The organism is Frankia sp. CeD, from assembly GCF_000732115.1.
GTDB classification, from domain to species: domain Bacteria; phylum Actinomycetota; class Actinomycetes; order Frankiales; family Frankiaceae; genus Frankia; species Frankia casuarinae.
In genome coordinates this window covers 142647-164734 of record NZ_JPGU01000004.1, presented here as the reverse complement: position 1 = coordinate 164734, position 22088 = coordinate 142647, and the positions used below count along the sequence as shown (strand labels likewise).

At 70.2% G+C, this 22088-nt stretch carries 15 protein-coding genes, 4 tRNA genes and 1 pseudogene; 11 read left to right on the top strand and 9 right to left on the bottom strand.

Annotated elements, in window-relative coordinates; genetic code table 11:
• Nucleotides 1-108: 108 nt before the first annotated feature.
• The 3 genes and pseudogenes from treZ to glgX all read right to left on the bottom strand — a co-directional run bounded on the left by treZ (nucleotide 109) and on the right by glgX (nucleotide 7294).
• A complete protein-coding gene (gene treZ / locus CED_RS04800; protein WP_035908776.1) occupies nucleotides 109-1890 on the bottom strand; it encodes a malto-oligosyltrehalose trehalohydrolase in 1782 nt (593 codons plus the stop codon).
• Between the two features lie 639 nt (nucleotides 1891-2529).
• On the bottom strand, nucleotides 2530-5025 hold the full coding sequence (gene treY / locus CED_RS04795; RefSeq protein ID WP_235186889.1) for a malto-oligosyltrehalose synthase: 2496 nt from the start codon (nucleotides 5023-5025) through the stop codon (nucleotides 2530-2532).
• Nucleotides 5015-7294: pseudogene (gene glgX / locus CED_RS04790) on the bottom strand (glycogen debranching protein GlgX). Before glgX ends, treY begins: the two are co-directional and overlap by 11 nt.
• 125 nt (nucleotides 7295-7419) lie before the next feature.
• Between glgX and CED_RS04785 the strand changes: the two are divergent.
• The 4 genes from CED_RS04785 (at nucleotide 7420) to CED_RS04770 (ending at nucleotide 10339) form a co-directional block, all read left to right on the top strand.
• Complete coding sequence (locus CED_RS04785) at nucleotides 7420-7854, top strand: NfeD family protein (protein WP_035908772.1); 435 nt, start codon at nucleotides 7420-7422, stop codon at nucleotides 7852-7854.
• A 123-nt stretch (nucleotides 7855-7977) separates the two neighbouring features.
• Entirely contained in the window at nucleotides 7978-8922 is a 945-nt protein-coding gene (locus CED_RS04780; protein ID WP_035908771.1) for an SPFH domain-containing protein, read from the top strand.
• A 298-nt stretch (nucleotides 8923-9220) separates the two neighbouring features.
• Entirely contained in the window at nucleotides 9221-9754 is a 534-nt protein-coding gene (locus tag CED_RS04775) for a DUF3145 domain-containing protein (protein ID WP_035732894.1), read from the top strand.
• Nucleotides 9755-10045: 291 nt separating this feature from the next.
• Nucleotides 10046-10339: a DUF4193 domain-containing protein gene (locus CED_RS04770; protein ID WP_035908769.1), complete on the top strand. Its 294-nt coding sequence runs from the start codon at nucleotides 10046-10048 to the stop codon at nucleotides 10337-10339.
• A 111-nt stretch (nucleotides 10340-10450) separates the two neighbouring features.
• Here CED_RS04770 and CED_RS04765 read toward each other — a convergent pair whose 3' ends face one another.
• Nucleotides 10451-11038, bottom strand: coding sequence for an isochorismatase family protein (locus tag CED_RS04765; RefSeq protein WP_011435798.1), 588 nt, complete (start codon nucleotides 11036-11038; stop codon nucleotides 10451-10453).
• Between the two features lie 226 nt (nucleotides 11039-11264).
• Here CED_RS04765 and CED_RS04760 point away from each other — a divergent pair, with 226 nt between their 5' ends.
• Together CED_RS04760 and CED_RS04755 are read left to right on the top strand one after the other, a co-directional pair.
• Complete coding sequence (locus CED_RS04760; RefSeq protein WP_035908767.1) at nucleotides 11265-12074, top strand: DUF3097 domain-containing protein; 810 nt, start codon at nucleotides 11265-11267, stop codon at nucleotides 12072-12074.
• 99 nt (nucleotides 12075-12173) lie between these two features.
• Nucleotides 12174-13034, top strand: a complete 861-nt coding sequence (locus CED_RS04755; protein ID WP_035908765.1) for an N-acetylmuramoyl-L-alanine amidase — start codon at nucleotides 12174-12176, stop codon at nucleotides 13032-13034.
• Nucleotides 13035-13179: 145 nt separating this feature from the next.
• Here the strand turns inward: CED_RS04755 and CED_RS04750 are convergent.
• The 3 genes from CED_RS04750 to CED_RS04740 form a co-directional block, all read right to left on the bottom strand.
• Nucleotides 13180-13251, bottom strand: a tRNA-Val gene (locus CED_RS04750).
• Nucleotides 13252-13264: 13 nt separating this feature from the next.
• Nucleotides 13265-13336 (bottom strand) — tRNA-Cys (locus tag CED_RS04745).
• Nucleotides 13337-13379: 43 nt separating this feature from the next.
• Nucleotides 13380-13452, bottom strand: a tRNA-Gly gene (locus tag CED_RS04740).
• Nucleotides 13453-13672: 220 nt separating this feature from the next.
• On the opposite strand from CED_RS04740, the gene CED_RS04735 reads away from it, so the two are divergent.
• Complete coding sequence (locus tag CED_RS04735; RefSeq protein ID WP_369807787.1) at nucleotides 13673-14854, top strand: chorismate-binding protein; 1182 nt, start codon at nucleotides 13673-13675, stop codon at nucleotides 14852-14854.
• 152 nt (nucleotides 14855-15006) lie between these two features.
• Here the strand turns inward: CED_RS04735 and CED_RS04730 are convergent, their stop codons facing one another.
• A complete protein-coding gene (locus CED_RS04730; RefSeq protein ID WP_035908764.1) occupies nucleotides 15007-15438 on the bottom strand; it encodes an SsgA family sporulation/cell division regulator in 432 nt (143 codons plus the stop codon).
• Between the two features lie 444 nt (nucleotides 15439-15882).
• On the opposite strand from CED_RS04730, the gene CED_RS04725 reads away from it, so the two are divergent.
• Nucleotides 15883-15954: transfer RNA gene (locus CED_RS04725), tRNA-Val, on the top strand.
• 1343 nt (nucleotides 15955-17297) lie between these two features.
• Nucleotides 17298-17876, top strand: a complete 579-nt coding sequence (locus tag CED_RS04720; RefSeq protein ID WP_051868665.1) for an HIT domain-containing protein — start codon at nucleotides 17298-17300, stop codon at nucleotides 17874-17876.
• Nucleotides 17877-18088: 212 nt separating this feature from the next.
• Here CED_RS04720 and CED_RS04715 read toward each other — a convergent pair whose 3' ends face one another.
• Nucleotides 18089-20257 (bottom strand): elongation factor G-like protein EF-G2, encoded by a 2169-nt coding sequence (locus CED_RS04715; RefSeq protein ID WP_011435803.1) that lies wholly within the window; start codon nucleotides 20255-20257, stop codon nucleotides 18089-18091.
• Nucleotides 20258-20438: 181 nt separating this feature from the next.
• Between CED_RS04715 and pgsA the strand changes: the two genes are divergently transcribed.
• Nucleotides 20439-21152, top strand: a complete 714-nt coding sequence (pgsA, locus tag CED_RS04710) for a phosphatidylinositol phosphate synthase (RefSeq protein WP_023840942.1) — start codon at nucleotides 20439-20441, stop codon at nucleotides 21150-21152.
• 35 nt (nucleotides 21153-21187) lie between these two features.
• Entirely contained in the window at nucleotides 21188-22084 is an 897-nt protein-coding gene (locus tag CED_RS04705) for a phosphatidylinositol mannoside acyltransferase (RefSeq protein ID WP_051623774.1), read from the top strand.
• The last annotated feature ends 4 nt before the right edge of the window (nucleotides 22085-22088 follow it).

The window sequence follows — 22088 nt, the reverse complement described above, 5'->3', positions numbered from 1 at the left end:
TGGTGTTGTTGGTGGGGCTGGCGGTGCTGGGCGGACTCTATTTCGTGCTGTCCAGGGACCACACCCGGCGCTGACGGCTGGTGCGCTGAGGGCTGGTGCGCGGACAGGTCAGCCAGCGGTCGGCTCGACCGGGGGGAGCAGGCGGATGATCACGACCGACTCGCCGTCGAGTTCCACCCGTCCCGGCATGTAGGTGAACCCGTGGGCGGATGCGGCCGGGGCGTCGAACGGGACGCCGTCGAGGGGGACGGCCTGCCGTTCGGCGGCCAGGTTCACGACGATCGCCACGTCGCCGCGACGGACCACCAGCCAGCGGGCCTCCTCGTCGAAGGTGCACGCGACCGAGGACCACGCCGGGTCGGTCAGCGCCGGCAGCCGGCGACGCAGCGCGATCAGCCGGCGGTGCCAGTCCAGCAGGTCGGAGTGACCCTCCCGGCCTGGTTCGGACCAGTCGAGTTTCGACTGCTGGAAGGTCGCCGGGTCCTGGGGATCGGGAACGTCCTGCGGCTCCCAGCCGTGGGCGGCGAACTCGGCGCGCCGACCCTCCCGCACCGCGTCCCCCAGCCCGGGGGCGGTGTGGTCGGTGAAGTACTGCCAGGGGGTGCGGGCACCCCACTCCTCGCCCATGAACAGCATCGGGGTGACCGCCGAGGTGAGCAGCAGGGCCGCACCGATCCGGAGCAGGCCGTCGCTGAGCGTGGCTGACGCCCGGTCGCCGGCGGCCCGGTTGCCGATCTGGTCGTGGTTCTGCAGGAAGGTGACGAACCGGTAGGCGGGCGTGGTCGGGGGGATCGGCCGGCCGTGGGAGCGCCCGCGGAACGTCGAGTAGCCGCCGTCGTGGACGAACCCACTGGTCAGCGCGTGGGCGAGGGTCGAGATCGAACCGAAGTCCCCGTAGTNCCCCTGCCGTTCGCCGGACAGGGTTGCCCACAGCGCGTGATGGATGTCGTCGCACCACTGCCCGTCCAGGCCGTACCCGCCGGCCTCGGGTGCGGCGACCAGTTTCGGGTCGTTGAGGTCCGACTCGGCGACGGCGAACAGCGGGCGGCGCAGCTGGGCGCCGAGCCGGTGGACCGCCTCGGCGATCTCCTCCAGCAGGTGCAGTGCCCGGCTGTCCTGAAAGGCGTGGACGGCGTCGAGACGCAGCCCGTCGCAGTGGTAGTCGCGCAGCCAGGACAGGGCGCTGTCGATGATGAACGTGCGGACCTCGTCGGAGCCGGGGGCGTCGAGGTTGACCGCGGGGCCCCACGGAGTGCTGTAGCGGTCGGTGAAGTAGGGCCCGAAGCGGCCGAGGTAGTTGCCGTCCGGACCGAGATGGTTGTAGACGACGTCCATGATCACGCCGAGGCCGCGAGCGTGCGCGGCGTCGACGAAGCGCTTGAGCCCGTCCGGGCCGCCGTAGGGCTCGTGCACCGCGAACAGACCGACGCCGTCGTAACCCCAGCCGTGCCGGCCCGGGAAGGCGTTGACCGGCAGCAGTTCGATGGCGTCGATGCCGAGCTCGACGAGATGGTCGAGCTTGCCGATGGCCGCGTCGAAGGTGCCCTCCGGGGTGAACGTCCCGACGTGCAGCTCGTAGAGCACGCTGCCGGCCAGCGCGATGCCCCGCCAGGTCCCGTCGGTCCAGGGGAAGGTCGAGTGGTCAACCAGCCGCGACCGGCCGTGAACCCCCAGCGGCCCCGGCTGCCAGGCCGATCGGGGGTCGGGCAGCTCCTCGCTGCCGTCGTCGAGCAGGAAGGCGTAGTCCGTGCCATGCTTCGCGGACGGGACGTTGACCCNCCNCCNCCCCCGTTTCCCGGCGGTCATCTCGTGCGTCGAGTCGCCGGCGGAGCCCGCCACGACCAGGCTGACCGTCTTCGCCTCAGGGGCCCACAGCCGCAGGGTGCTCATCGGTCTTGTCTACCTGCCAGAGCCGTCGGACACGCCGTGACGGCGACAATGGTGACGACATCGGTCCCCGGCCGAAGGCGCCCGGCTGCCCGGCATGCCGAGCCGGATGGCACCGAGATGGCAGCGAGATGGCAGCGAGGTAGTCCCCGGAGGGGAGGGCAGCCGCCGCGCGATGCCTCCACATCTTGATCGTATGGCACCGTTATGCCATGATTTTGCTGTCGTGATGTTCGACCGGAGGTTCGCTGCACTCCCGCCCCTCCGCCGGGCCTACGACACGCCGTCCCACCTGCGCGTTGATTTTCGGGTCCTCATGATCCCTACGAGGGATTGCAACATGACCATGACGAACCGGCGGGTGGGCCACCACCAGGTCCTCATGATCCCTACGAGGGATTGCAACATGACGGGCGTGAGCCGGTGCGCGATGTCATTTGCCAGGAGCCTGGGACCAGGGTCTTGCCATGACCTAGGGACCATCTTGCGGCTGCCGGGACCTTGCCGCACGCGCGGTGGAACGCACGGGCGGCTGAACGGTCTGGCTCAGGGTCGGTGAGAGGCAGGCGACCCAGCCGTGAGCCGCCCCTGCCAGCCCGGCCGCGGGCCACCAGATGTTGGCCGGGGCCGGCCTGCCGCGTGCTACGCGCGGACGAGCAGGCTCACCGGGAAGTCGCGTAGCAGCCGGAGCACATAGGCGGTGCCGCCGTCGTGCTTGCGGCCGGTGAGCACGTCCGTCCAGCGTCCCTCGGGCAGGGGGATGGTGGTGTCCCGCCAACCGCCGCCGCGGCGCAGGCCGAGGACAAGCCGGGGCACCACGGTGACGACGGACTCGGACCGGCTGAAGGCGACGACGTTCTCCGCGGCCGAGCCGGAGGCCCACAGCGGCCGGTAGATCGCGTCCGCCCCGAACCATTCGGGATGGTCGCGGCGGGTCCGTAGCGCCCGGGCGACGACGAGCAGCTTCGCCGCGCCGGAGTCGTCGAGGGTCGGCGGGCGCCGCGGCGCACCGGTCTCGGCGGTCGACTCCACACCGATCTCGGCGAGCAGCTTGGTGCGGTCACCGTAGTTGACCGCCCGCCGGTTGTCCGGATCGACGAGGGAGAGATCCCACAGCTCCTGGCCCTGGTACACGTCCGCCACCCCCGGCATGGTCAGCTGGAGCAGCTTCTGGGCCAGCGAGTTCTGCCGGCCCAGCTCCACCAGCGTGGCGACGTACCGCTCCAGGATGCCGACGAACTCGTCGTCCTCCAGCACTGACTCGATGTAGTTCGTCAGGGCCGCCTCGTAGCCGGGGTCCTGGTCGGTCCAGCTCGTGTGGGTCTTCGCTTCCCGGACGGCCTTGAGCATGTACTGCGTGGCCCGGTCGGCGGGCAGCGGCCAGGCGCCGACCAGGGTCTGCAGCAGGAAGTAGACGGTGACCCGNTCGGGCCAGCCCTGCTCGGTGTCGCGGTGGCGTTCCCCGAGCCGCGCGAGCCGGCCGGCCACCTCGGCCCAGCCGCGGGGGTCCTCAGACAGCACCGCGAGCCGGGCCCGCACATCCTCCGACCGCTTGGTGTCATGCGTGGACAGGGTGGTCATCGTCAGTGGCCAGTTTCGCTGGACCGACAGGTTCGCCTCGTGGAACTCGGTGACGGCGCTGCGTGGGTGCCCGGTCGTGAACGCCGGGAAGCGGCCGGGGTTGCCGCCGACCTCGTTCAGTGCCAGCAGCCGGGCATACCGGTAGAAGGCGGTGTCCTCGATGCCCTTGGCCATCACCGGCCCACAGGTCTGCTGGAACCGGACGACGAACTCGGCCGGCCCGCCCAGCGCCAGGTCCTCGATGAGATCGACCTCGGTCGCCCGCCCCGGCAGGTGGGACCGGGCCTGCTCGCAGGCGCGGACCACGTGCCCGCGGGCCTCCAGGCTCGGCGTGCCGTCTGGGCGGATGTAGGCCCGGTAGACGTCGAAGGCGGCGAGGATCTCGCACATCGCTTCGTGCAGACCGGTTCGGGTGAGGTCGGCCCGGGCCTCCCTGGCCTCCCCGAGCGCGAGGCTTGTCAGCCGGTCCACCTCGGGCTGGAGCACGCCCGCGAGGACGTCGAGCTTGGCGGCCCGCGCCTCGGCCTCGTAGTCGGGGTCCGCACGGGTGATCTCGCCGTAGAGCACCGCGAGGGGATGACCCGCCATCGGGTCGAGAAACAGCCGGGTCAGCCGGCCGATCCCCTCGTAGCCGGTGGTGCCGTCGCAGGCCCAGGTGTCCGGCAGCGCCTCGTCATCCTCCAGGATCTTCTCGACGACGGTCCACNCCCCGCCGGTGGCCTCCGACAGCCGGCGCAGGTAATCTTCCGGGTCCGCGAGCCCATCCGGATGGTCGATGCGCAGCCCGTCGAAGGTCCCCGCGCGGACCTGTTCGATGAGAATCCGGTGCGTGGCGGCGAACACGTCCGGGTCCTCCTGGCGCAGCGCCGCCAGGGTCGTGATATCGAAGAACCGCCGGTAGTTCAGCTCGGTCGCGGCGACCCGCCACCAGCACAGCCGGTAGAACTGCGCGTCGAGGGTCGCGGCGACGTCGTCGGGGTTGGCGGTGCCCGCGGCGACGGGCAGCACGTGGTCGTAGTAGACGACGACCCAGTCGCCGTCCTCGTCCTGTTCGACGGAGATCTCCCCGGCCGCCAGGCAGTCGGCGAGCCCGGCGCCCAGGATCGGCACCAACACCCGGCCGGGGTTGTCGGGGGAGGCCCAGTCGATGTCGAACCAGCTGGCGTAGGGGGATTCGGGTCCCTCGCGCAGCACCGACCACCAGGCCGCGTTCGTCGTTTCCGGGGCGATCGCCATGTGGTTGGGGACGACGTCGACGATCAGGCCGAGTCCCGCCTTGCGGCACGCGGCGACGAGCCGGCGCAGCCCGCCGGCTCCCCCCAGCTCGGGATTGATCTGCCCGTGCTCGACGACGTCGTAGCCGTGGGTCGAGCCGGGCGCGGCCTCCAGCACGGGCGAGAGGTACAGGTGGGAGACGCCGAGCGTGGCCAGGTAGGGGACGACGACCGCCGCATCGGTGAGGGAGAAGTCCAGGTTGAGCTGGAGCCGGTAGGTGGCGGTCGGTACCACCCGGTCGGCGCCGTACCCCCCGTCGGGGTGCGTCGGGTCAGCTGACACGGCGCAGCACGACGGTCGAGCGGGCGTCGAGTTCGATGGGATCGCCGGCCTTCACGGCCCTTCCCATGCTCGCGGGATCGAGGGCCGAGTGGAGCAGCGCGGTGTCGCTGAGCCGGGCGTCGACCTCGGCCGTCGACGCCCGGGTGTCGACGACGATCTCCCACGAACTGCCGAAACTGGTCGCCGGCGCCTGGAACCCGACCGGTTCATGGTGGGCATTGAAGAACAGCAGGAACGAGTCGTCGATGATGGCCTGGCCCAGCGCGTCGGGGTCCGGTATCCCCTCACCGTTGAGGTAGACGCCGAGTGATCGCGCCGTCCCGGACTCCCAGTCGCTGTCGGACATCTCCGTGCCGTCCGGGCGGAGCCAGGCGATGTCCTTGACGGCGGGGTCGTCCTTGACGGCGGGGNCGTCGCCGGAGCGCCCGCCACTGCCGTCCGCGTCCTGGCCGCCCGCCTGCCCGCCGGTGACCGCCTCGGCCGCGCCGTGCGTCGTGCCGCCCTGCCCGCGCAGCGACTTGCCCTGGAAGAACCGGCGGCGGCGGAAGATCGGATGATCATGGCGCAGCCTTGACAGCATGCCGGTGAACTCGATCAGGTCGGCGTTGCGCTCGGCGTCGGACCAGTCCAGCCAGGAGATCGGGTTGTCCTGGCAGTACGCGTTGTTGTTGCCCTGCTGGGTGCGTCCCATCTCGTCTCCGGCGACCAGCATCGGCACCCCCTGGGACAGCAACAGCGTCGTCAGCAGGTTACGGGTCTGCGCGGCGCGCAGGGACAGGACGGTCGGGTCGTCGGTGGGCCCTTCGACTCCGCAGTTCCACGACCGGTTGTCGTCGGAGCCATCCCGATTGTCCTCGCCGTTGGCTTCGTTGTGTTTTTCGTTGTAGGAGACCAGGTCGTGCAGGGTGAACCCGTCGTGCGCGGTGATGAAGTTGATCGATGCCCACGGCCGGCGCCCGCTGTTCTCGTACAGGTCGCTCGATCCGGTCAGCCGGGAGGCGAACTCGGCGATCCCGTGGTCCTGCCCGCGCCAGAAGCCGCGGACGGTGTCGCGGTATTTACCGTTCCACTCGGTCCACAGCGGGGGGAAGTTCCCCACCTGGTAACCGCCCTCGCCGAGGTCCCACGGTTCCGCGATCAGCTTGACCTGGGAGACCACCGGATCCTGCTGGACGAGGTCGAAGAACGATGACAGCCGGTCGACGTCGTAGAACNCCCGGGCCAGGGTCGCCGCGAGATCGAACCGGAACCCGTCCACGTGCATGTCGGTGACCCAGTAACGCAGCGAGTCCATGATCAGTTGTAGCACGTGCGGGTGTCGTACCCGCAGGCTGTTGCCGGTGCCCGTGTAGTCCATGTAGTACTGGGGACGGTTGTCCACGAGCCGGTAGTAGGCGCTGTTGTCGATGCCGCGGAAGCACAGCATCGGACCCATGTGGTTGCCCTCGGCGGTGTGGTTGTAGACGACGTCGAGGATCACCTCGATTCCGGCCTCGTGCAGGTTCTTGACCATTCCCTTGAACTCCTGCACCTGGCGGCCGTGGCCGCCGGAGGCGGAGTAGCCGCTGTGCGGCGCCAGGAACGCGATGGAGTTGTAGCCCCAGTAGTTGCGCAGCCCGCGGCTGACCAGATGCTCGTCATGGACGAACTGGTGCACCGGCAGCAGCTCGATCGCGGTCACGCCGAGCTTGCGATAGTGGTCGATCATCACCGGGTGGGCGACTCCCGCGTAGGTCCCGCGGTACTCCTCCGGCAGGCCGGGATGGTTCTTGGTCAGCCCCCGGACATGCGCCTCGTAGATCACCGACTCGTTGTAGGGCCGGCGTGGCGGGCGGTCCCCGTTCCAGTCGAAGAACGGGCTGATTACCACCGACTTCATCATGTGGGGGCCGGAGTCGGCGTCGTTGACGCNNNNGNNNNCGCCGAAGGTGTAGGGGAACACCGCCTGGTCCCAGGCGACCTCCCCGTCGACCGCCTTCGCGTACGGGTCGAGGAGGAGCTTGGTGGAGTTGCAGCGCAGCCCTCGGGCGGGGTCGTAGGACCCGTGGACCCGATAGCCGTAGCGCTGGCCCGGTCCCACGGTGGGAAGGTAGGCGTGCCAGACGAAGGCGTCCCGTTCCCGCAGGTCGATCCGCTCCTCGTTGCCCGCGTCGTCGAACAGGCACAGCTGGACCCGGTCGGCGACCTCGGAGAAGATCGCGAAATTTGTGCCCGATCCGTCGTATGTGGCGCCCAGGGGATAGGGGCTGCCGGGCCATACCTGTGACATACGACCGAAGCCTACGGGCCGAACGGTATTCGCGGGCCGGGGTCGCTTCATCCCGGGTTCGCGGGGCCTGCGATCCTTGAAGATTCTTTGATCGCCTGCTGAACGCCGCAGTCTATCATGGAGTCATGTCCGACGGGACGATCTGGATCGTCATCGCCGGCGCCCTGGTCGTCGGCGAACTACTGACGCTGGACCTGACGCTGGCGATGTTCGCGCTGGCCGCGCTCATCGGGGCCGGTGTCGCGCTGCTCGGCGTCGATCTGGTCTGGCAGATCGTCGCCTTCGTGGTCGCGGCGGGGGGGTTTTGGCTGGGGCTGCGTCCGGTGGCGAAGCGTCAGCTGCAACGTACGCCGCCCCTGCTCACGGGTGCCGACGCGCTCGTCGGAGAGCGCGCGATGGTGGTGGAGCGGGTCGACGGCGGCGGGGGTCGCGTGAAGATCAAAGGAGAGATCTGGTCGGCTCGGTCCTACCCCACCACCACCGTGCTCGAGGCCGGCAGCGAGGCGCGGGTGCTGCGCATCGATGGTGCCACCGCCATCGTCCACAGTTTCGAGCTCTGACGACCGGGGCCCCGGCGCCCCCGGCGATGCCAGTGGATGTGACAGCGCCGACATCGGGCCGGCCTTCAACCGGCCGGCATCGGGACGGCCGACATCGAGGGGGCTGACAGTGAGGGGTACGCCATGGCAGGAGTGATCGCCGCCGCGGTGATCGCGGTGGTCCTACTGATTTTTCTGGTCCGGGCGGTGCGCATCGTGCCGCAGGCGCGCGCGATGGTCATCGAACGGCTGGGCCGGTATCACCGCACGCTGACGCCGGGCCTCGCGATCCTGGTCCCGGTTGTCGACCGGGTCCGTGACCGCATCGACCTTCGGGAGCAGGTGGTCAGCTTCCCGCCGCAGCCGGTGATCACCGAGGACAACCTGGTGGTCGGGATCGACACGGTGATCTACTTCCAGGTCACCGACCCGCGGGCGGCGACCTACGAGATCGCGAACGTGATCCGGGCGATCGAGCAGCTGACCGTCACCACTCTGCGCAACGTGATCGGTGGGATGAACCTGGAGGCGACCCTCACCTCGCGGGACCAGATCAACGGGCAGCTGCGCGGCGTGCNCGACGAGGCCACCGGAAGGTGGGGAATCCGGGTCAACCGGGTGGAGCTCAAGGCCATCGATCCGCCGAAGTCCATCCAGGACTCGATGGAGAAGCAGATGCGGGCCGAGCGGGACCGCCGGGCCGCGATCCTGACCGCGGAAGGCGTCAAGCAAAGCGAGATCCTGCGGGCCGAGGGGGAGAAGCAGGCCGCGATCCTGCGGGCCGAGGGGGAGCGGGAGGCGCAGATCCTCACCGCTCAGGGCGAGGCCCAGGCGATCGACACCGTCTTCCGGGCGATCCACGAGGGTGACGCGGACCAGAAACTGCTGGCCTACCAGTACCTGCAGACGCTGCCGCGGATCGCCCAGGGGCAGGCGAGCAAGTTGTGGATCGTGCCCAGCGAGCTGACCACCGCCCTCGGCGGCCTCGGTGGCCTGTTCGGCGGTGCGGACCAGGCGGACAAGACCGTCGGGACCCGTCCCGCGCCCTCCGAGGGCCCGTCCGCGGGACCTCCGTCAACCGGTTCGTAACTCCCGGGTCTCCCGGCCCGGCGGTCCGGCGGCTCGGCGGTCCGGCGGCTCGTCGGCCGTCGTCGCCTGATCTTTTCGGGTGACCCGCCTCCTCGGATGACCTGCCCGATCGGCCCATCCCGAGCCCGTCACCAATGGTTGGTGCGGACAAGACTTCCGGCCATTTAGTGATACTTCAGGAGGAGGTAGGGCTAGTCCGCTGAGCCGGACCATGGGACGATTCACTCAGCCGAACGGGGGCGGGTCGACGGGCGCAGGGGAAGGCGTTCCTCGTCGACGGAGGTCCCGCGTGGTCGCAATGTCCCCGACAGCTCGTGAGCTGTCATCCGGCTCGTCGTCCTTCGCCGTGCCGGGCAAGCTGGCGGTTCTCGCCTGTCCGCCGGCGCTGTGCCCGCACCTGGAGTTCACCGTGTCCGGCGTTCTGTCGTCGCCAGTGTCGTTGACCTGGACGGCGCAGCCCGGCATGCCCGGATTTCTCTTCGCCGGGCTGGAGTGGCGGGCGTCGCCTGCTACCGCGGGGCGGGTGGCTGGCGCGCTGCGCCGGCTCGGGCATGTCACGTTCGAGACCGTCGAGGGACCCTCACCAGGGTGTGACGCCGAGCGGTACTCATACACCCCCGAGCTAGGGCTGCACCGCGCCGCGATCGCCGCGAACGGGGACGTCGTCGTGGGGGAGGCGGCGCTGCGGGCTCTGCTGGAACGGGGGGAAGCCCGGGAGACGCTCTCCCGGGGCCTGCACCGGCTGCTCGGAACCGCCTGGGACGACGTGCTCGAACCGCTGCGCCGGGGCGCCCACGGCGCCCCGGTCACCTGGCTGCGCCGGACCGGGTAGCCGGGTGGGGGCAGCCAGGTGACCGGGGCGCCGGCCGTGCCGTCCGGCTGCCGCGGGAGAGCTGCCGGACGTCGGCCGGGCGGGCTGGCGGGGTGGACGAGGCTCCTGGGCTGCGGAAGATCAGTGCGGCAACGTCGTCGGTCAAGGCCAGGGGATTCTCCGGGGCGTCTGAGGGCCGAGGGTGTGGTGAAGCCCACATCGGGGTAGCGCGGGTCTGACGGGCACATACCCCGGCGGTCGTGCGTTGTGGGTTGCGCACGACTACGCACAACTTCTCTGGGAGTTACTTCAGTGGCCACCGATTACGACACCCCTCGTACAGCTGACATCGAGGACGCCTCGGAGCAGAGCCTCGAGGCCCTCAAGGCTCGGCGGGCGGACGCGGCGGCTGATCTCGGTGNCGACGTTGATCCGTTCGAAACCGAGCTCGGCCTGCCCGGCGCCGACCTGTCGGGCGAGGAGCTGAACGTCCGCGTGCTGCCGCGCCAGGCCGACGAGTTCACCTGCACGCAGTGCTACCTGGTGCATCACCGCAGCCAGCTCGTGGACGAGCGACGGATGATCTGCCGGGACTGCGCGGCCTGACCGACCGCATGGTCCGATCGGCTCTTGGTCAGTCTCCACCGCCGAGGACAGCTCCACGATCAGTTCGGGCTCGACCGCTACCGGCGGTTCGGGCTCGTCTGGTCCGGCTTCTCACCCNACCAGAACGCCNGCGTCCCGCAGGCGTGCCACGGCTCGCTCGTCGTCGCCCGGGCGCAGGTTGACGAACCTGGTGAGGTCGAGTGGCAGCAGCACCTTCAGGCCCCGCAGCCGGGCGTCCAGCGCGCTCTCCTGGACGCAGTAGTCGCCGGCCAGCCCGACGACCACCACCCTCGACACGCCCAGCTGTGCCAGCCGTTCACCGAGCACCGTGGCGGCCCGCCGCCCCGATGCCGGGTCACGCACCGAGAAGGCCGAGTAGCCGTCGCTGCCGTCGACCCCCTTGCGGATCACCTCACCCTTGACGATCAGGTCGGGATGGAACTGGGCGCCGGGGGTGTCCCCGACGCAGTGCGGCGGCCAGATCCCGCCGCCGGTGACGAAGTGCGGGGTCTCGTGCGGGTGCCAGTCCTGGCTGTAGAAGACCGGGGAGCCGGCGGCCACCGCCGCGGCGATCTCCGCATTGATCCCGGCGATGATCTGCTCACCGCCGGCCACGTAGAGGCTGCCGGCCGGATCGGTGAAGTCGTTCTGCACGTCCACGATCAGCAGGGCGGTCCCCGGCCCGTAACGCTGACTCATCGTCGTGTCCCCTCCGCCGCGCTCCGCCCTCGCGTCGCGGTGTACCCNCCTCTCCCGGTGTACCAATCTGTCCCGATGTACCCGTTCATCTCGATGCNCCCNTTTGTTCCGATACGCCCGCCTGTCCCGGCGTACCCGTCCGTTCGGTACGACCACACTGTCACATTTTCGACACGCCCGCGTCGATATCCCTGATCATGATGGTGTGTCGGCTTAGGTTCGCAGGATGCGTAGTCGAGACTACGGGCCGGACGTCCTGGCTCCCGCCGCCCGCCCGCGCCCGGTGCGCCCGCCGGAGGTCGAGCTCGAGCGTGACCTCGTGGTCGAGGACGTGGCCACCGGTTTCTGCGGGGCTGTGGTAGGCAGCGAGAACGGTGGGGTGACGCTGGAGGACCGCCACGGCATCCGGAGGGTCTTCCCCCTGGAACCCGGCGCCTTTCTGATCGAGGGCGCGCGGGTGACCCTCGTGCGCCCCCGCCGCGGGACCCCGGCCCCCGCGGCGCGCACCGCGTCCGGGTCCGTGGCGGTGCCCCGCCACCGGGCCAGGGTCGCGNGGGCGAGCCGTATCTACGTGGAGGGTCTGCACGACGCCGCCTTGGTCGAGCGGGTCTGGGGTGACGACCTGCGCATCGAGGGGGTGGTGGTGGAGAGCTTGGACGGGGTCGACGACCNGCCGTCGGTGGTCGCGGGGTTCCGCCCGGGGCCCGGCCGCCGGCTCGGCGTGTTGGTGGACCATCTCGTCCCGGGGTCGAAGGAGAGCCGGATTGCCGCCTCCGTCGCCGGTGACCACGTCCTGGTGACCGGTCATCCCTACATCGACATCTGGCAGGCGGTGAAGCCGGCGTCGGTCGGCATTCCCCGCTGGCCCGAGATTCCCCGCGGCCAGCCCTGGAAGGAAGGGGTCTGTCAGGCCCTCGGTGTGGAGGACCCGGCGCAGATGTGGCGCCGGATCCTGGCCTCGGTGGACAGCTACACCGACCTTGAGGTGGGCCTGCTCGGCGCGGTGGAACGACTGATCGACTTCGTCACCGGCTGACGGCCGGGCCCGGGCGGCCCCCGTACGCGCGCCGCGCAGCCGACCGCGTACGGTCACTTCCGGTGGGGACGGGCCCCCTCCGTAGGCGGGAGACACCGAATGCCGGCACGGATCAGACCATCGATCCTGCTTCGGATTGTCGGTGCGGCCGCCGTGGCCCTGGTCGCCGTGGCCCTGGTCGCCGGGGTGGCTCTGCATCTCGTGGTGGGCGGGTCCGCCGGGGCGGGCGCACCCGGCCCCCGGCCCGGCGTGGACGGGACCTCACCAACCGCCCTGTCCGGCCGGAAGGTCGTTCTCGATCCCGGGCACAACGGAGGAAACGGCGCCGCCGCGGGGTCGATCAACCGGCGGGTTCCGGCCGGCGGTTTCGACAAGGAATGCGACACCGTCGGCGCCGAGACCGACAGTGGTTACCCGGAGCACGCCTTCACCTTCGACGTCGNTGGGCGGGCGGCGGCCATTCTGCGCTCCCGGGGCGCGAGCGTGATCCTGACGCGCGACAACGACTCCGGGGTGGGCCCGTGCATCGACGAGCGGGCCCGCATCGGCAACCGGACCTCGGCCGACGCGGTGGTGTCGATACATGCCGACGGGGGACCGGCGGACGGGCGCGGCTTTCATGTCATCGCGCCCGCGCTCAGCCCGGACCGGGCCAACGCACCGATCCTCGCCCCGTCGGCACGTCTNGCGGCGATGGTGCGATCCGCCTTCGGCCGGGCCACCGGGCAGCCACTGGCGGACTACCTGGGCGAGGATGGTATGACGATCCGCTCCGATCTCGGTGGGCTCAACCTCTCGCGGGTGCCGAAGGTCTTCCTGGAGTGCGGCAACATGCGCAACCGCACCGATGCGGCCGAGCTCGCCGACCCGGCCTGGCGGGCCCGGGCGGCGGCGGGCCTTGTGGACGGGATCACGTCGTTCCTGCTGGGGGACGAGGCGTCCTCGCCCGGCCCGGGCTGACCCGGCTTCGTCCGGCGATGGGCGCGGCGGGCGGCCGGGCCCATCGCCGGATTTCCGGGCGGCCCACCGCCCACCGGCCGTCGCACACGCAGAGGGCCACCCGTGACGGGTGGCCCTCATAGGACAGCCAAAACGTTTCTCGCGGTGGGCGATACTGGGATTGAACCAGTGACCTCTACCGTGTCAAGGTAGCGCTCTCCCACTGAGCTAATCGCCCGCGAAAGGATCAGAGGCGGAGGCGGGAATCGAACCCGCGTACAGGGCTTTGCAGGCCCTTGCCTAAACCACTCGGCCACTCCGCCGTGGGAGGCCGCTGGGGACGGACCTCAAGCCTCTCTGCTCCCGAGCGGACGACGGGATTCGAACCCGCGACCCTCACCTTGGCAAGGTGATGCTCTACCAACTGAGCCACGTCCGCGCTGCTCCGCGCTTCTCGGCGGTGCAGGTAGCACTCTAGNGGNCGATCGGGCCAGACGTCGAACCGTCCGGCGGGCATCGCTGAGATGTTGCGTTGGGTCAAGGTTCTCCGGATGAACACCGGCTTTCGCCCACGGCACGTCCATGCGGCTGGCGGCCGTCGAGGGGCTGGTCCATGCCCTGGGCGGCGGGTCACCTCGGGCGGCGGTAGCGTGATCGGAATGAGCGAGACGAACGTGGCGGCTCGGGAGACGAGCCCTCTCGGGCGTGTGGCACCGTCACCCCCGTGGGATGCCTCCTCGTTCCTGCTCGCCGGCGGCCGGTTCGCGACCGAGGTCGTGGAGATCAGCGATGACGCCGCGGTGCTGGATCGAGATGGCTTCTGGGCGGTCGTCGTCGACTTCAAGGGGGCCGTCCGTTGCATCCGGTTCGCCGACGTGCGGCCGGCGCCTCCCGGTGGTGTCGCGGCGCTGCGGCGTGGCCCCTGGCTCGGACCGTCGCGAGCCGCATGGGCGACGACCATGAACCGGGCAGCCTACCTTGACGGGGTTGCGGCGATCCGTGAGCGCATCGCGGCGGGGGNGGNCTACCAGGTCAATCTCTGCCGATTGCTGTCGGCGCCCCTGTCGGCGCCCGCGGCGGAAGGCGCGGGGGGTCCCGGTGTCGGTGCCGCCGGTGTCGATCTCGGTGCCCTGGCGGCCGTCGTCGCCGCCGGCAATCCCGCGCCGTACGCGGTCGTCCTGGACGTGCCGGAGGCCGGGGTGCGCATCGTCGGCGCCTCCCCGGAGCTGTTCCTCTCCCGCCAGGGCGACGTCGTGAGCTCCAGGCCCATCAAGGGAACCGGTCGGACGGCGGCGGATCTGCGGGAGAAGGACGTCGCCGAGAACATCATGATTGTCGATCTTGTTCGCAACGATCTCGGGCGGGTTGCCCACCCGGGAAGCGTGACGGTGCCTTCACTCTGTGCTGTGGAGAAACACCCCGGTCTCGTGCACCTCGTCTCGACCGTCCGGGCCCGGCTGCGGCCGGGGGTGGGCTGGCGGGACCTCCTGGCGGCGACCTGCCCGCCCGGTTCCGTCTCCGGTGCGCCGAAGTCGAGTGCGCTGCGGATCATCCGAGAACTGGAACCGGCCTCTCGGGGCTACTACTGCGGGGGGATCGGCTGGGTGGATGCCGACCGGAACGTGGGTTGGCTGTCTGTTGGTATTCGTACGTTCTGGATCGAGGACGACCGGATCTGGTTCGGTACCGGCGCTGGTATCACGTGGGGGAGTGATCCGGACTCGGAGTGGNGTGAGACCGAGCTGAAGGCCGACCGGCTGGTGGGGCTGGCGAGCCGATCGGACGATAAGCCGGGCACCGGCGGTGGGCCGAGGACAAAAGGACCCGCCTGGCGGCGCTAGGCCGGCCAGGCGGGCGGGTGCTCTGTGTGTGACTGGTCTGTGTGTGACCGGGTGGAAGCTACCTCGGATGCAGGTGGGGAAGGGCCTCCCCTGGTCGCAAAATGCCCGCACCGGCTTGCCGGGATCGGACAGCGGTCCCGACCCCGGTGAGATCACCGCTCGGGGCCGCCCCAGATGAGGAGGGCGAGTTCGGCGTCAAGATCGATGATGTCGCTCNCCCCGCCGAGGGGGACGGCTGAATACGTCCGCCGTAGGAAGGCCAGCACCTCGGACCGCGGCATCTCGAACAGTGCATGCCCGGACGGGCTGGACAGGGACAGGCAGACGATCCGTCCCCCGGACTGGGCGGCAGGCCACACCTGCACGTCGCCATCCCCGGCAGGTCGGCGCACACCGTCGCTGAGGAGCTGGCGCGCGAATGTCCACTCCACGACCTCGTCCGCACCGGTGCGGAAGCCGATGCTGATCGCGTACGGATCGGCCGGCTCGTACCGGACGGTGGCGGCGACCGGCACGGGCGCCCCGCCGGGAACGACAAGGCGGAGGGCGAGTTCTGCGGTGATTGAATCGTGACGAATAGTCATCGGGCGGCCTCTCATGGTGCGATGGTGCGGGCGAGCACCCGTGTAACGGGATAGTTCCCTCTCCGAGTCCCGTTGGAAACAAGATTATGCCAAGACAACATCCGTTACGGTAGTTCGGGCGAGTTGCCTGGCCCGGAAGGGTGAACCTGCTTCGAGTGATCATGGTTCGGTTGACTATCGGACGGATCTTCCACTTATATCCTATAGATGATTACTGTCCGTAGCGTCCGAACGTCCCCGAGCGCNAGGTCATCCCGCCAAGGCCGTTCCCCCGTGAGCCTTCCCCATCGGGACCCTTCCCAACCACGGCCAGTCGCGGCGAACCTGACCCAGTCCGGCCACCGGACAGGACGGTGGACATCGCCCCATCCGTCCGTCGACCCCCCGCTGCCGCCCCCCTTCGTCGGCCCGTATCCCCGGCGTGTAGGGTGGTCCCACCGGCAAGGGCGTATAGCTCAGTGGTAGAGCGCTGCCTTCACACGGCAGAGGTCCGTGGTTCGAAACCACGTACGCCCACGCGATTGGGCTTGCCATGCTCCGCTCCCGGGCCGGGAGCTTGTTGTGCTCCCATGAGATATCTGTCCGATGGATGATCTTCGCGCCCCCCGCGATGCGGCGTTTTTCCTGGTCCGGGTGGGTTTGTCGGTGCCTGGGAGGGGCTACTCCAAACGGGTGGTGCAGCTCGGCGGTGTCCTCTCCCGCCGGCGGGACTCGGCACGTTTCCCCCGGTGGCAGGCCGTCTCGGTCCCGTCCGAGGTCTGCCCGGGTGTGCCCCCGGCCCTCGCGGCGTGCTGTGGCTCGAAGGGTGGTCGGAGCTGTCCGCCCCCGGTGGGGCGCCTGCCTCGGGGAGTGGTGCGAAATATCCCCGATTGGCCGGTTTCTGGGTGTCTGGGCTGCGACGTCGTGGGCTGGCGACGAATCGACATCTACCCCCACTTTGGTGGGGACATCGCCGATGGAGGCGGATCCCGGAGGGGGTCCCGGCCGATGCTCCAGCCCGGGAGACAGTGTGGGCGACGAGCGCGTCGATACCTCGACCCGGGGTCGGCTCCGAGCCTCGTTCTTCACGGAAAGTGACGTCCAAGCCCGCGTCGCCGTGCCCCTGGGTGCATCGCGCGAGCCGCCACCGCGATGCGTCGCGGCCCTTGGGAGCGGGCCTGTCCACCTTTCGGGCGCATGCTGTTGATTCGTGGTGCCCGTGGAGTTCCGCGTGCTGGAGATGGTCGCCGCCGTGCGTCGCCGTGGAACGATTCCGGTGGTCGTTGATATACCGGTTGGTCCATGGTTGATCGGCATCGTTGTGCGTCCCGCCCCTTTCCGCAGGTCACTGGTTTGCGAGCGGGGTCCACGCCGGGTCCGATTGGCGTTTTCCCCCATGAAGGTGCCGCTGACGCTGTACAGATCGGCTTAACGTCCGCTAAGCTGGTCGGGCAGGGCGTAACGGGCTCGGGCTGTCGCAAGGTTGTCGTGATGGCTTCTCGCGGGGTTGCGCCGGGAGGGCTCCTCTCGGTCGCGGACCTCTCGTGCGCATCATCCGCGCGTCAGATCCAGGGCGCCGTGGTTCGAAACCGATTACGTCACTTGAGGGGGACTGGCGGCGACCCCCCCACGCCGTCAGTCTCCCTCTTCATGCGCCGGACCGCACCCGCACGCGAGCCTCCTCGCCTACCGGGGGCGTCTCTCGTCGCTCAGATCCTGATAAATTGACGAGATGATATTGCTCCCCCCCGGGGAGCTCGTCCCGGGGAGGCGGTGCCCTTGCTGACGGCCGAGCAGGTTCCGGTGTCCATGGCCCGCTCGATGGGCGCTGCCTGCGTGTTCACTCGGCTCGGCCGGGGCGGCGTCGTGGCGGTCGCCCCGTGACGGCCGAGCTCTCACCCGAGGGGGTTCCCCTGGAGGAGCAGGCGGGGGNCGGCGGTCCGGATGCTTTCCAGCGGCTCTACACCCCGCATCGCATGGCTTATATCAGGGGTGAGGGCCGCTCCCGTGACGATGAATGCCCATTCTGCTCCATTGTCGGGATGTCCGACGAGGACGGCCTCGTGGTTGCCCGGGGTAAAAGCGTCTACGCGGTCCTCAACCTGTACCCCTACAATGCCGGACACCTTCTCGTCGTGCCCTATCGCCACGTCGCGGACTACGCCGACATGGACCCCGAAGAGATCGTCGAGATGGCATTCTTCGTTNAGCACGCGCTCCGTGCGCTGCGGGCCGCCAGCGGGGCCCACGGGTTCAACACCGGCATGAACCTGGGGGATGTCGCCGGCGCCGGGATCGCCTCGCACGTGCATCAGCACGTGGTGCCGCGGTGGGGCGGTGACACGAACTTCATGCCCGTGGTGGGCGCGACCAGGGTGCTGCCCGCCCTGCTCGGGCAGACCAGGCAGATGCTCGCCCAGGCCTGGGCGCAGACCGCGTCCGACGAGCAGGGCGGATAGCGCCGGGCCCGGTGGAGGCCGCAGCCGGGTCGGGGCGCCCCCGTCGGGGCTGCCCGCCGCACCGGGTCCCGCCCGGCGTCCTGCCCGGTGCGGCGGGTGTGCGGTCACGGATGTCTCCCGTCGGCGATCCTTCCTGAGTTGGGCCGAAGGTTGCCAGTCGTCCGCCTTTCCCGCTTTATGTCCGATTCCTGCTTTATGCCGATTTTTTCGCTTCACGCCGACAGGGCATCCCCAAGCTGTGGTGGCATCGGCTCGTAGCCGCGATGGTTCCGCGTGAAGCTACCCGTGCCGTGGCTCAAGGATCGTAGTTCAATCGCATATCTGATCATTTCGCTCGCAGGGACCTCTGCGTGAATGACCGCCCGGGGGGTGGCCCTGGGCCTGCCAGGGATGGGTTCCATCCCGACGACCCGTCCTCGGCGAGTGGACAGGTCGCCCATCACGGCCCCGACGTACTCGTCGGGTACCAGGACGTCAACGGCCAGGATCGGCTCGAGCACGACGACGCCGGCGGCCCGGGCCGCGTCCTTGAGCGCCAGTGCGCCGGCGATCTGAAAGGCCATGTCCGAGGAGTCGACGCTGTGCGCCTTGCCGTCAACGAGGCGGACCCGTAGATCAACCATGGGATGGCCGGTGCGGACGCCCTGCGCCATCTGCGCCCGGACGCCCTTCTCCACCGACGGGATGAAGGCCCGGGGAACCGCGCCGCCGACCACCTCATCGACGAACTCGAAGCCCCCGCCCGCCGGGAGCGGTTCGACCTCGATCTGGCATACCGCGAACTGACCGTGCCCACCGGACTGCTTGACCTGACGGCCGAGTCCGCGTGCCGGGGCACGCAGTGTCTCCCGCAGCGGGATCCGGGGCGCGATCCGGTCCACCGCGGCGCCGTAGCGCTGGGCGAGCCGTTCCAGGACCGCGTCGCTGTGGGCCTCGCCCATGCACCACAGGACGAGTTGGGCGGTCTCGGGGTTCTGCTCGATCCGTAGCGTCGGGTCCTCCACGGCCAGCCGGCCGAGTGCGGTCGACAGCCTGTCCTCGTCCGCGCGGCTTCGGGCACTGATCGCGACGGGGAGCTGCGGTTCGGGCATCGACCATGCGGGCAGGTAGCGCGGGTCGTCGCGATCGGAGAGGGTGTCGCCGGTCTCGGCGGTGCTGAGCTTCGTCACCACGCAGATGCCGCCGGCCGGGCACTCGCCCACCGTGTGCAGAACCGAGCCGTACGGCCGGGAGAGCGCCCCGACCTGCTCGTCGTCGTCGTGGTCGGCGTGCCTGGCCGTGGCTCTGCCGTGCCCGCTGACGTGCACCGCATCGTCGGGATGCAGCGTGCCGGAGAACACCCGAATCACCGACATCCGGCCCACGTAAGGGTCCGTGGTCGTCTTCACGACCTCGGCCACGAGCGGCCCGGCCGGATCACCGTGGCTCTGCTCGCAGGGGGAGCCGTCAGGGCGGCTCACCGGCGGCAGGAGATGCTCCCGCGGCGAGGGGAACCCCTGCACGAACAGGTCCAGCAGCTCGACGGAGCCGAAACCGCCGGCCCGATCGACGCCCCGATCGCTCCCTGCACCGGCGCCCGGACCCGAGGTCGAACCCGGAAGCAGACCGGCCGGCAACACCGGGAAGAACGTCCCGCGGGCGACCGCGGTCTCCAGATCGCCGAGCAGGAGCTTGGTGTCGGGCTCATCACCGGACAGGTACCGGTCGAGGAGGGCCTCGTCCTCGCTCTCAGCGATGATCCCCTCGACCAGGGCGGCGCGGGCGGAGGCGTACCGGCCGGTGAGGTCGGCCGGGGTGGCGAGTTCCCGGCAGCCGCCGTCCGGGTACTCCCGCACCCGCCCGGACAGCAGATCCACCAGCCGCATCGAGGCGCCGGCCTCCCGCTCGGGCAGGTAGGCCGGCAGCACACCGGCCCCGAAGGCCCGTTGGCAGCCCTCGACGGCCGCCGCGAAATCGGCCCGGGGATGGTCGAGATGGGTGAGCACGATCGCGCGGGGCATGCCGACCCCGGCGCACTCCGCCCACACCATGCCGGTCGCGCCATCCACCCCGTCGATCGCGCTGACGACGAACAGAGCGGCGTCGGCGGCCCGCAGGCCCGCCCGCAGCTCGCCCACGAAGTCGGGATAGCCCGGGGTGTCCAGAAGATTGATCGTGAGCCCGCGATGACTGACCGAACACAGGGTGAGGCTGACCGACCGTGCCGGGCGACGCTCGGGATCGGCATGGCCGACGTAGCTGGTCTGGGCGGTCTGACGGTCGCCGTTCTGGCGGTCCGGCGGCCCGGCGGTGGCGAGTAGACGGTCCACCAGAGCCGTCTTGCCCGCGCCGGTGTGGCCTACCAGGACGACGTTGCGCACATCGCACGAGGCTGATGACATCCTCGCCTCCTTGACTGGGAGGTAACGGCCTGTTCGGTAACGGCAGAGTCCTCCCCNGTTACCTGGGACACAAGCCCGAGGGCGGCCGTGGTCGGGAATGCGCGGATCGTGGCGGCTGTACTGTGAAGACCGCCCGAAGTCGGGCGCACGCGGGACGACCACGCGGGACGACGGGACGGACATGCTCGCTAGCAAGGCACGACCGCAGATCCAGAAGTTGCTCGACCCGGTGAGCCAGTGGGCCGCCCGGTCGTCGGTGTCGCCGGATGTCGTGACGATCATCGGCATGGTCGGGGTCGCGGGCGGGGCTCTGGGGTTCTTCACCCGCGGGGTGTTCTTCCTCGGCACCGTGGTAGTCACGCTGTTCGTCTTCTCGGACCTGATCGACGGGGTCATCGCCCGCGCCCGCGGCATCTCCTCCAAGTGGGGGGCCTTTCTCGACTCCACGTCCGACCGGGTCGGCGACGGCGCGATCTTCGGATCGCTCGTCCTCTGGTACGCCGGCGACGGCGATTCCCTGCCGTTGGCGGGTGCGGCCCTGATCTGCCTGGTCGCCGGGTCGATCACCTCGTACGTCAAGGCCCGCGCCGAGGGACTCGGCTTCACCTGTGACGTGGGGTTCGCCGAACGGGGCGAGCGGTTGCTGATCCTGCTGGTCGCCGCCGGGCTGTACGGCCTCGGGGTGCCCTACCTCCTGCCCGCGGCGCTGTGGTTCCTCGTCGGTGCCACCACGCTGACGGTCGTCCAGCGGGTCGTCCACGTCTACCGGCAGTGGTACCGTGCGGGGGACCCTCCCTCCCCGTTGACGTCAAGGGCGGCCCCGACCACCGCGTCCCGGACCACGGCTGCGTCCCGGAGCGCGACCACCTTCGGCCCCGGCCGCAACGGCCGCTGAGCGGTCATCGAGACGACCCGACGAAGAGCCGAGCGTTGACGACGGGCGTGCGGGCGACGGCGGCTGGGCGGGCGGCGGCAGCCGGGCGGTTCACCGACCTCGCCTACGCGCTGGGCTGGCGCGGCGTCCGGCTGCTCCCGCAGCCCGTGGCCGCCGCGGCGTTCCGGTTCGGCGCCGACCTGGCCTACCGCCGCGACGGGCGGGGGGTGCGCCGGCTGCGGTCGAATCTCGCCCGGGTGGCGCCGCCGGGAACCGATCTGGACCGGTTGACCCGGGCGGCGATGCGCTCCTACGCGCGGTACTGGCTGGAGGTGTTCCGCTTCCGAGAGATCGGTCTGGACCGTGTCGTCGGCCGGCTGCGGCTGCTGGACCAGTATCGGTTGTGGGATGCGCACGCCCGCGGGAAAGGGACCATCGTGGCGCTGCCGCACATGGGCAACTGGGAGCAGGCGGGCGCCTGGCTGGTGGCGAATGGCGTGCCGTTCACGACCGTCGCCGAACGCCTGCGGCCGGAGGCGCTCTTCGAGCGGTTCTTGGCCTTCCGCTCGGAACTCGGCATGGAGGTCGTCCCGCTGACCGGCGGGCAGGCTCCTCCGTTCGACCTGCTCACCGAGCGCCTGCTGGCCGGGGGGATGCTCTGCCTGCTCGCGGACCGGGATCTCTCCCGTGGCGGGATCCCGGTGAGGTTCTTCGGCGCCACGGCCACCATGCCCGGCGGGCCCGCGGCGCTCGCGTTGCGCACCGGAGCGGCGCTGCTGCCCGCCACGCTCTGGTTCGACCATGACGGGTGGAGCGGGCGGATCCATCCCGCCGTCGAGCCGAGCGACATCCCGACGATGACGCAGGGACTCGCGGACGCCTTCGCCGCCGGCGTTGCCGCGCACCCCGCGGACTGGCACATGCTCCAGCGGATCTGGCGCGACGACGGATGACGCC

What these genes read in the sequence shown, in the direction of transcription:
- CED_RS04785 (WP_035908772.1), top strand. Translation starts at nt 7,420, where the DNA reads ATGTCCGACGGGACGATCTGGATCGTCATCGCCGGCGCCCTGGTCGTC.
- CED_RS04775 (WP_035732894.1), top strand. Translation starts at nt 9,221, where the DNA reads ATGTCCCCGACAGCTCGTGAGCTGTCATCCGGCTCGTCGTCCTTCGCC.
- pgsA (WP_023840942.1), top strand. Translation starts at nt 20,439, where the DNA reads ATGCTCGCTAGCAAGGCACGACCGCAGATCCAGAAGTTGCTCGACCCG.
- CED_RS04715 (WP_011435803.1), bottom strand. Translation starts at nt 20,257, where the DNA reads ATGTCATCAGCCTCGTGCGATGTGCGCAACGTCGTCCTGGTAGGCCAC.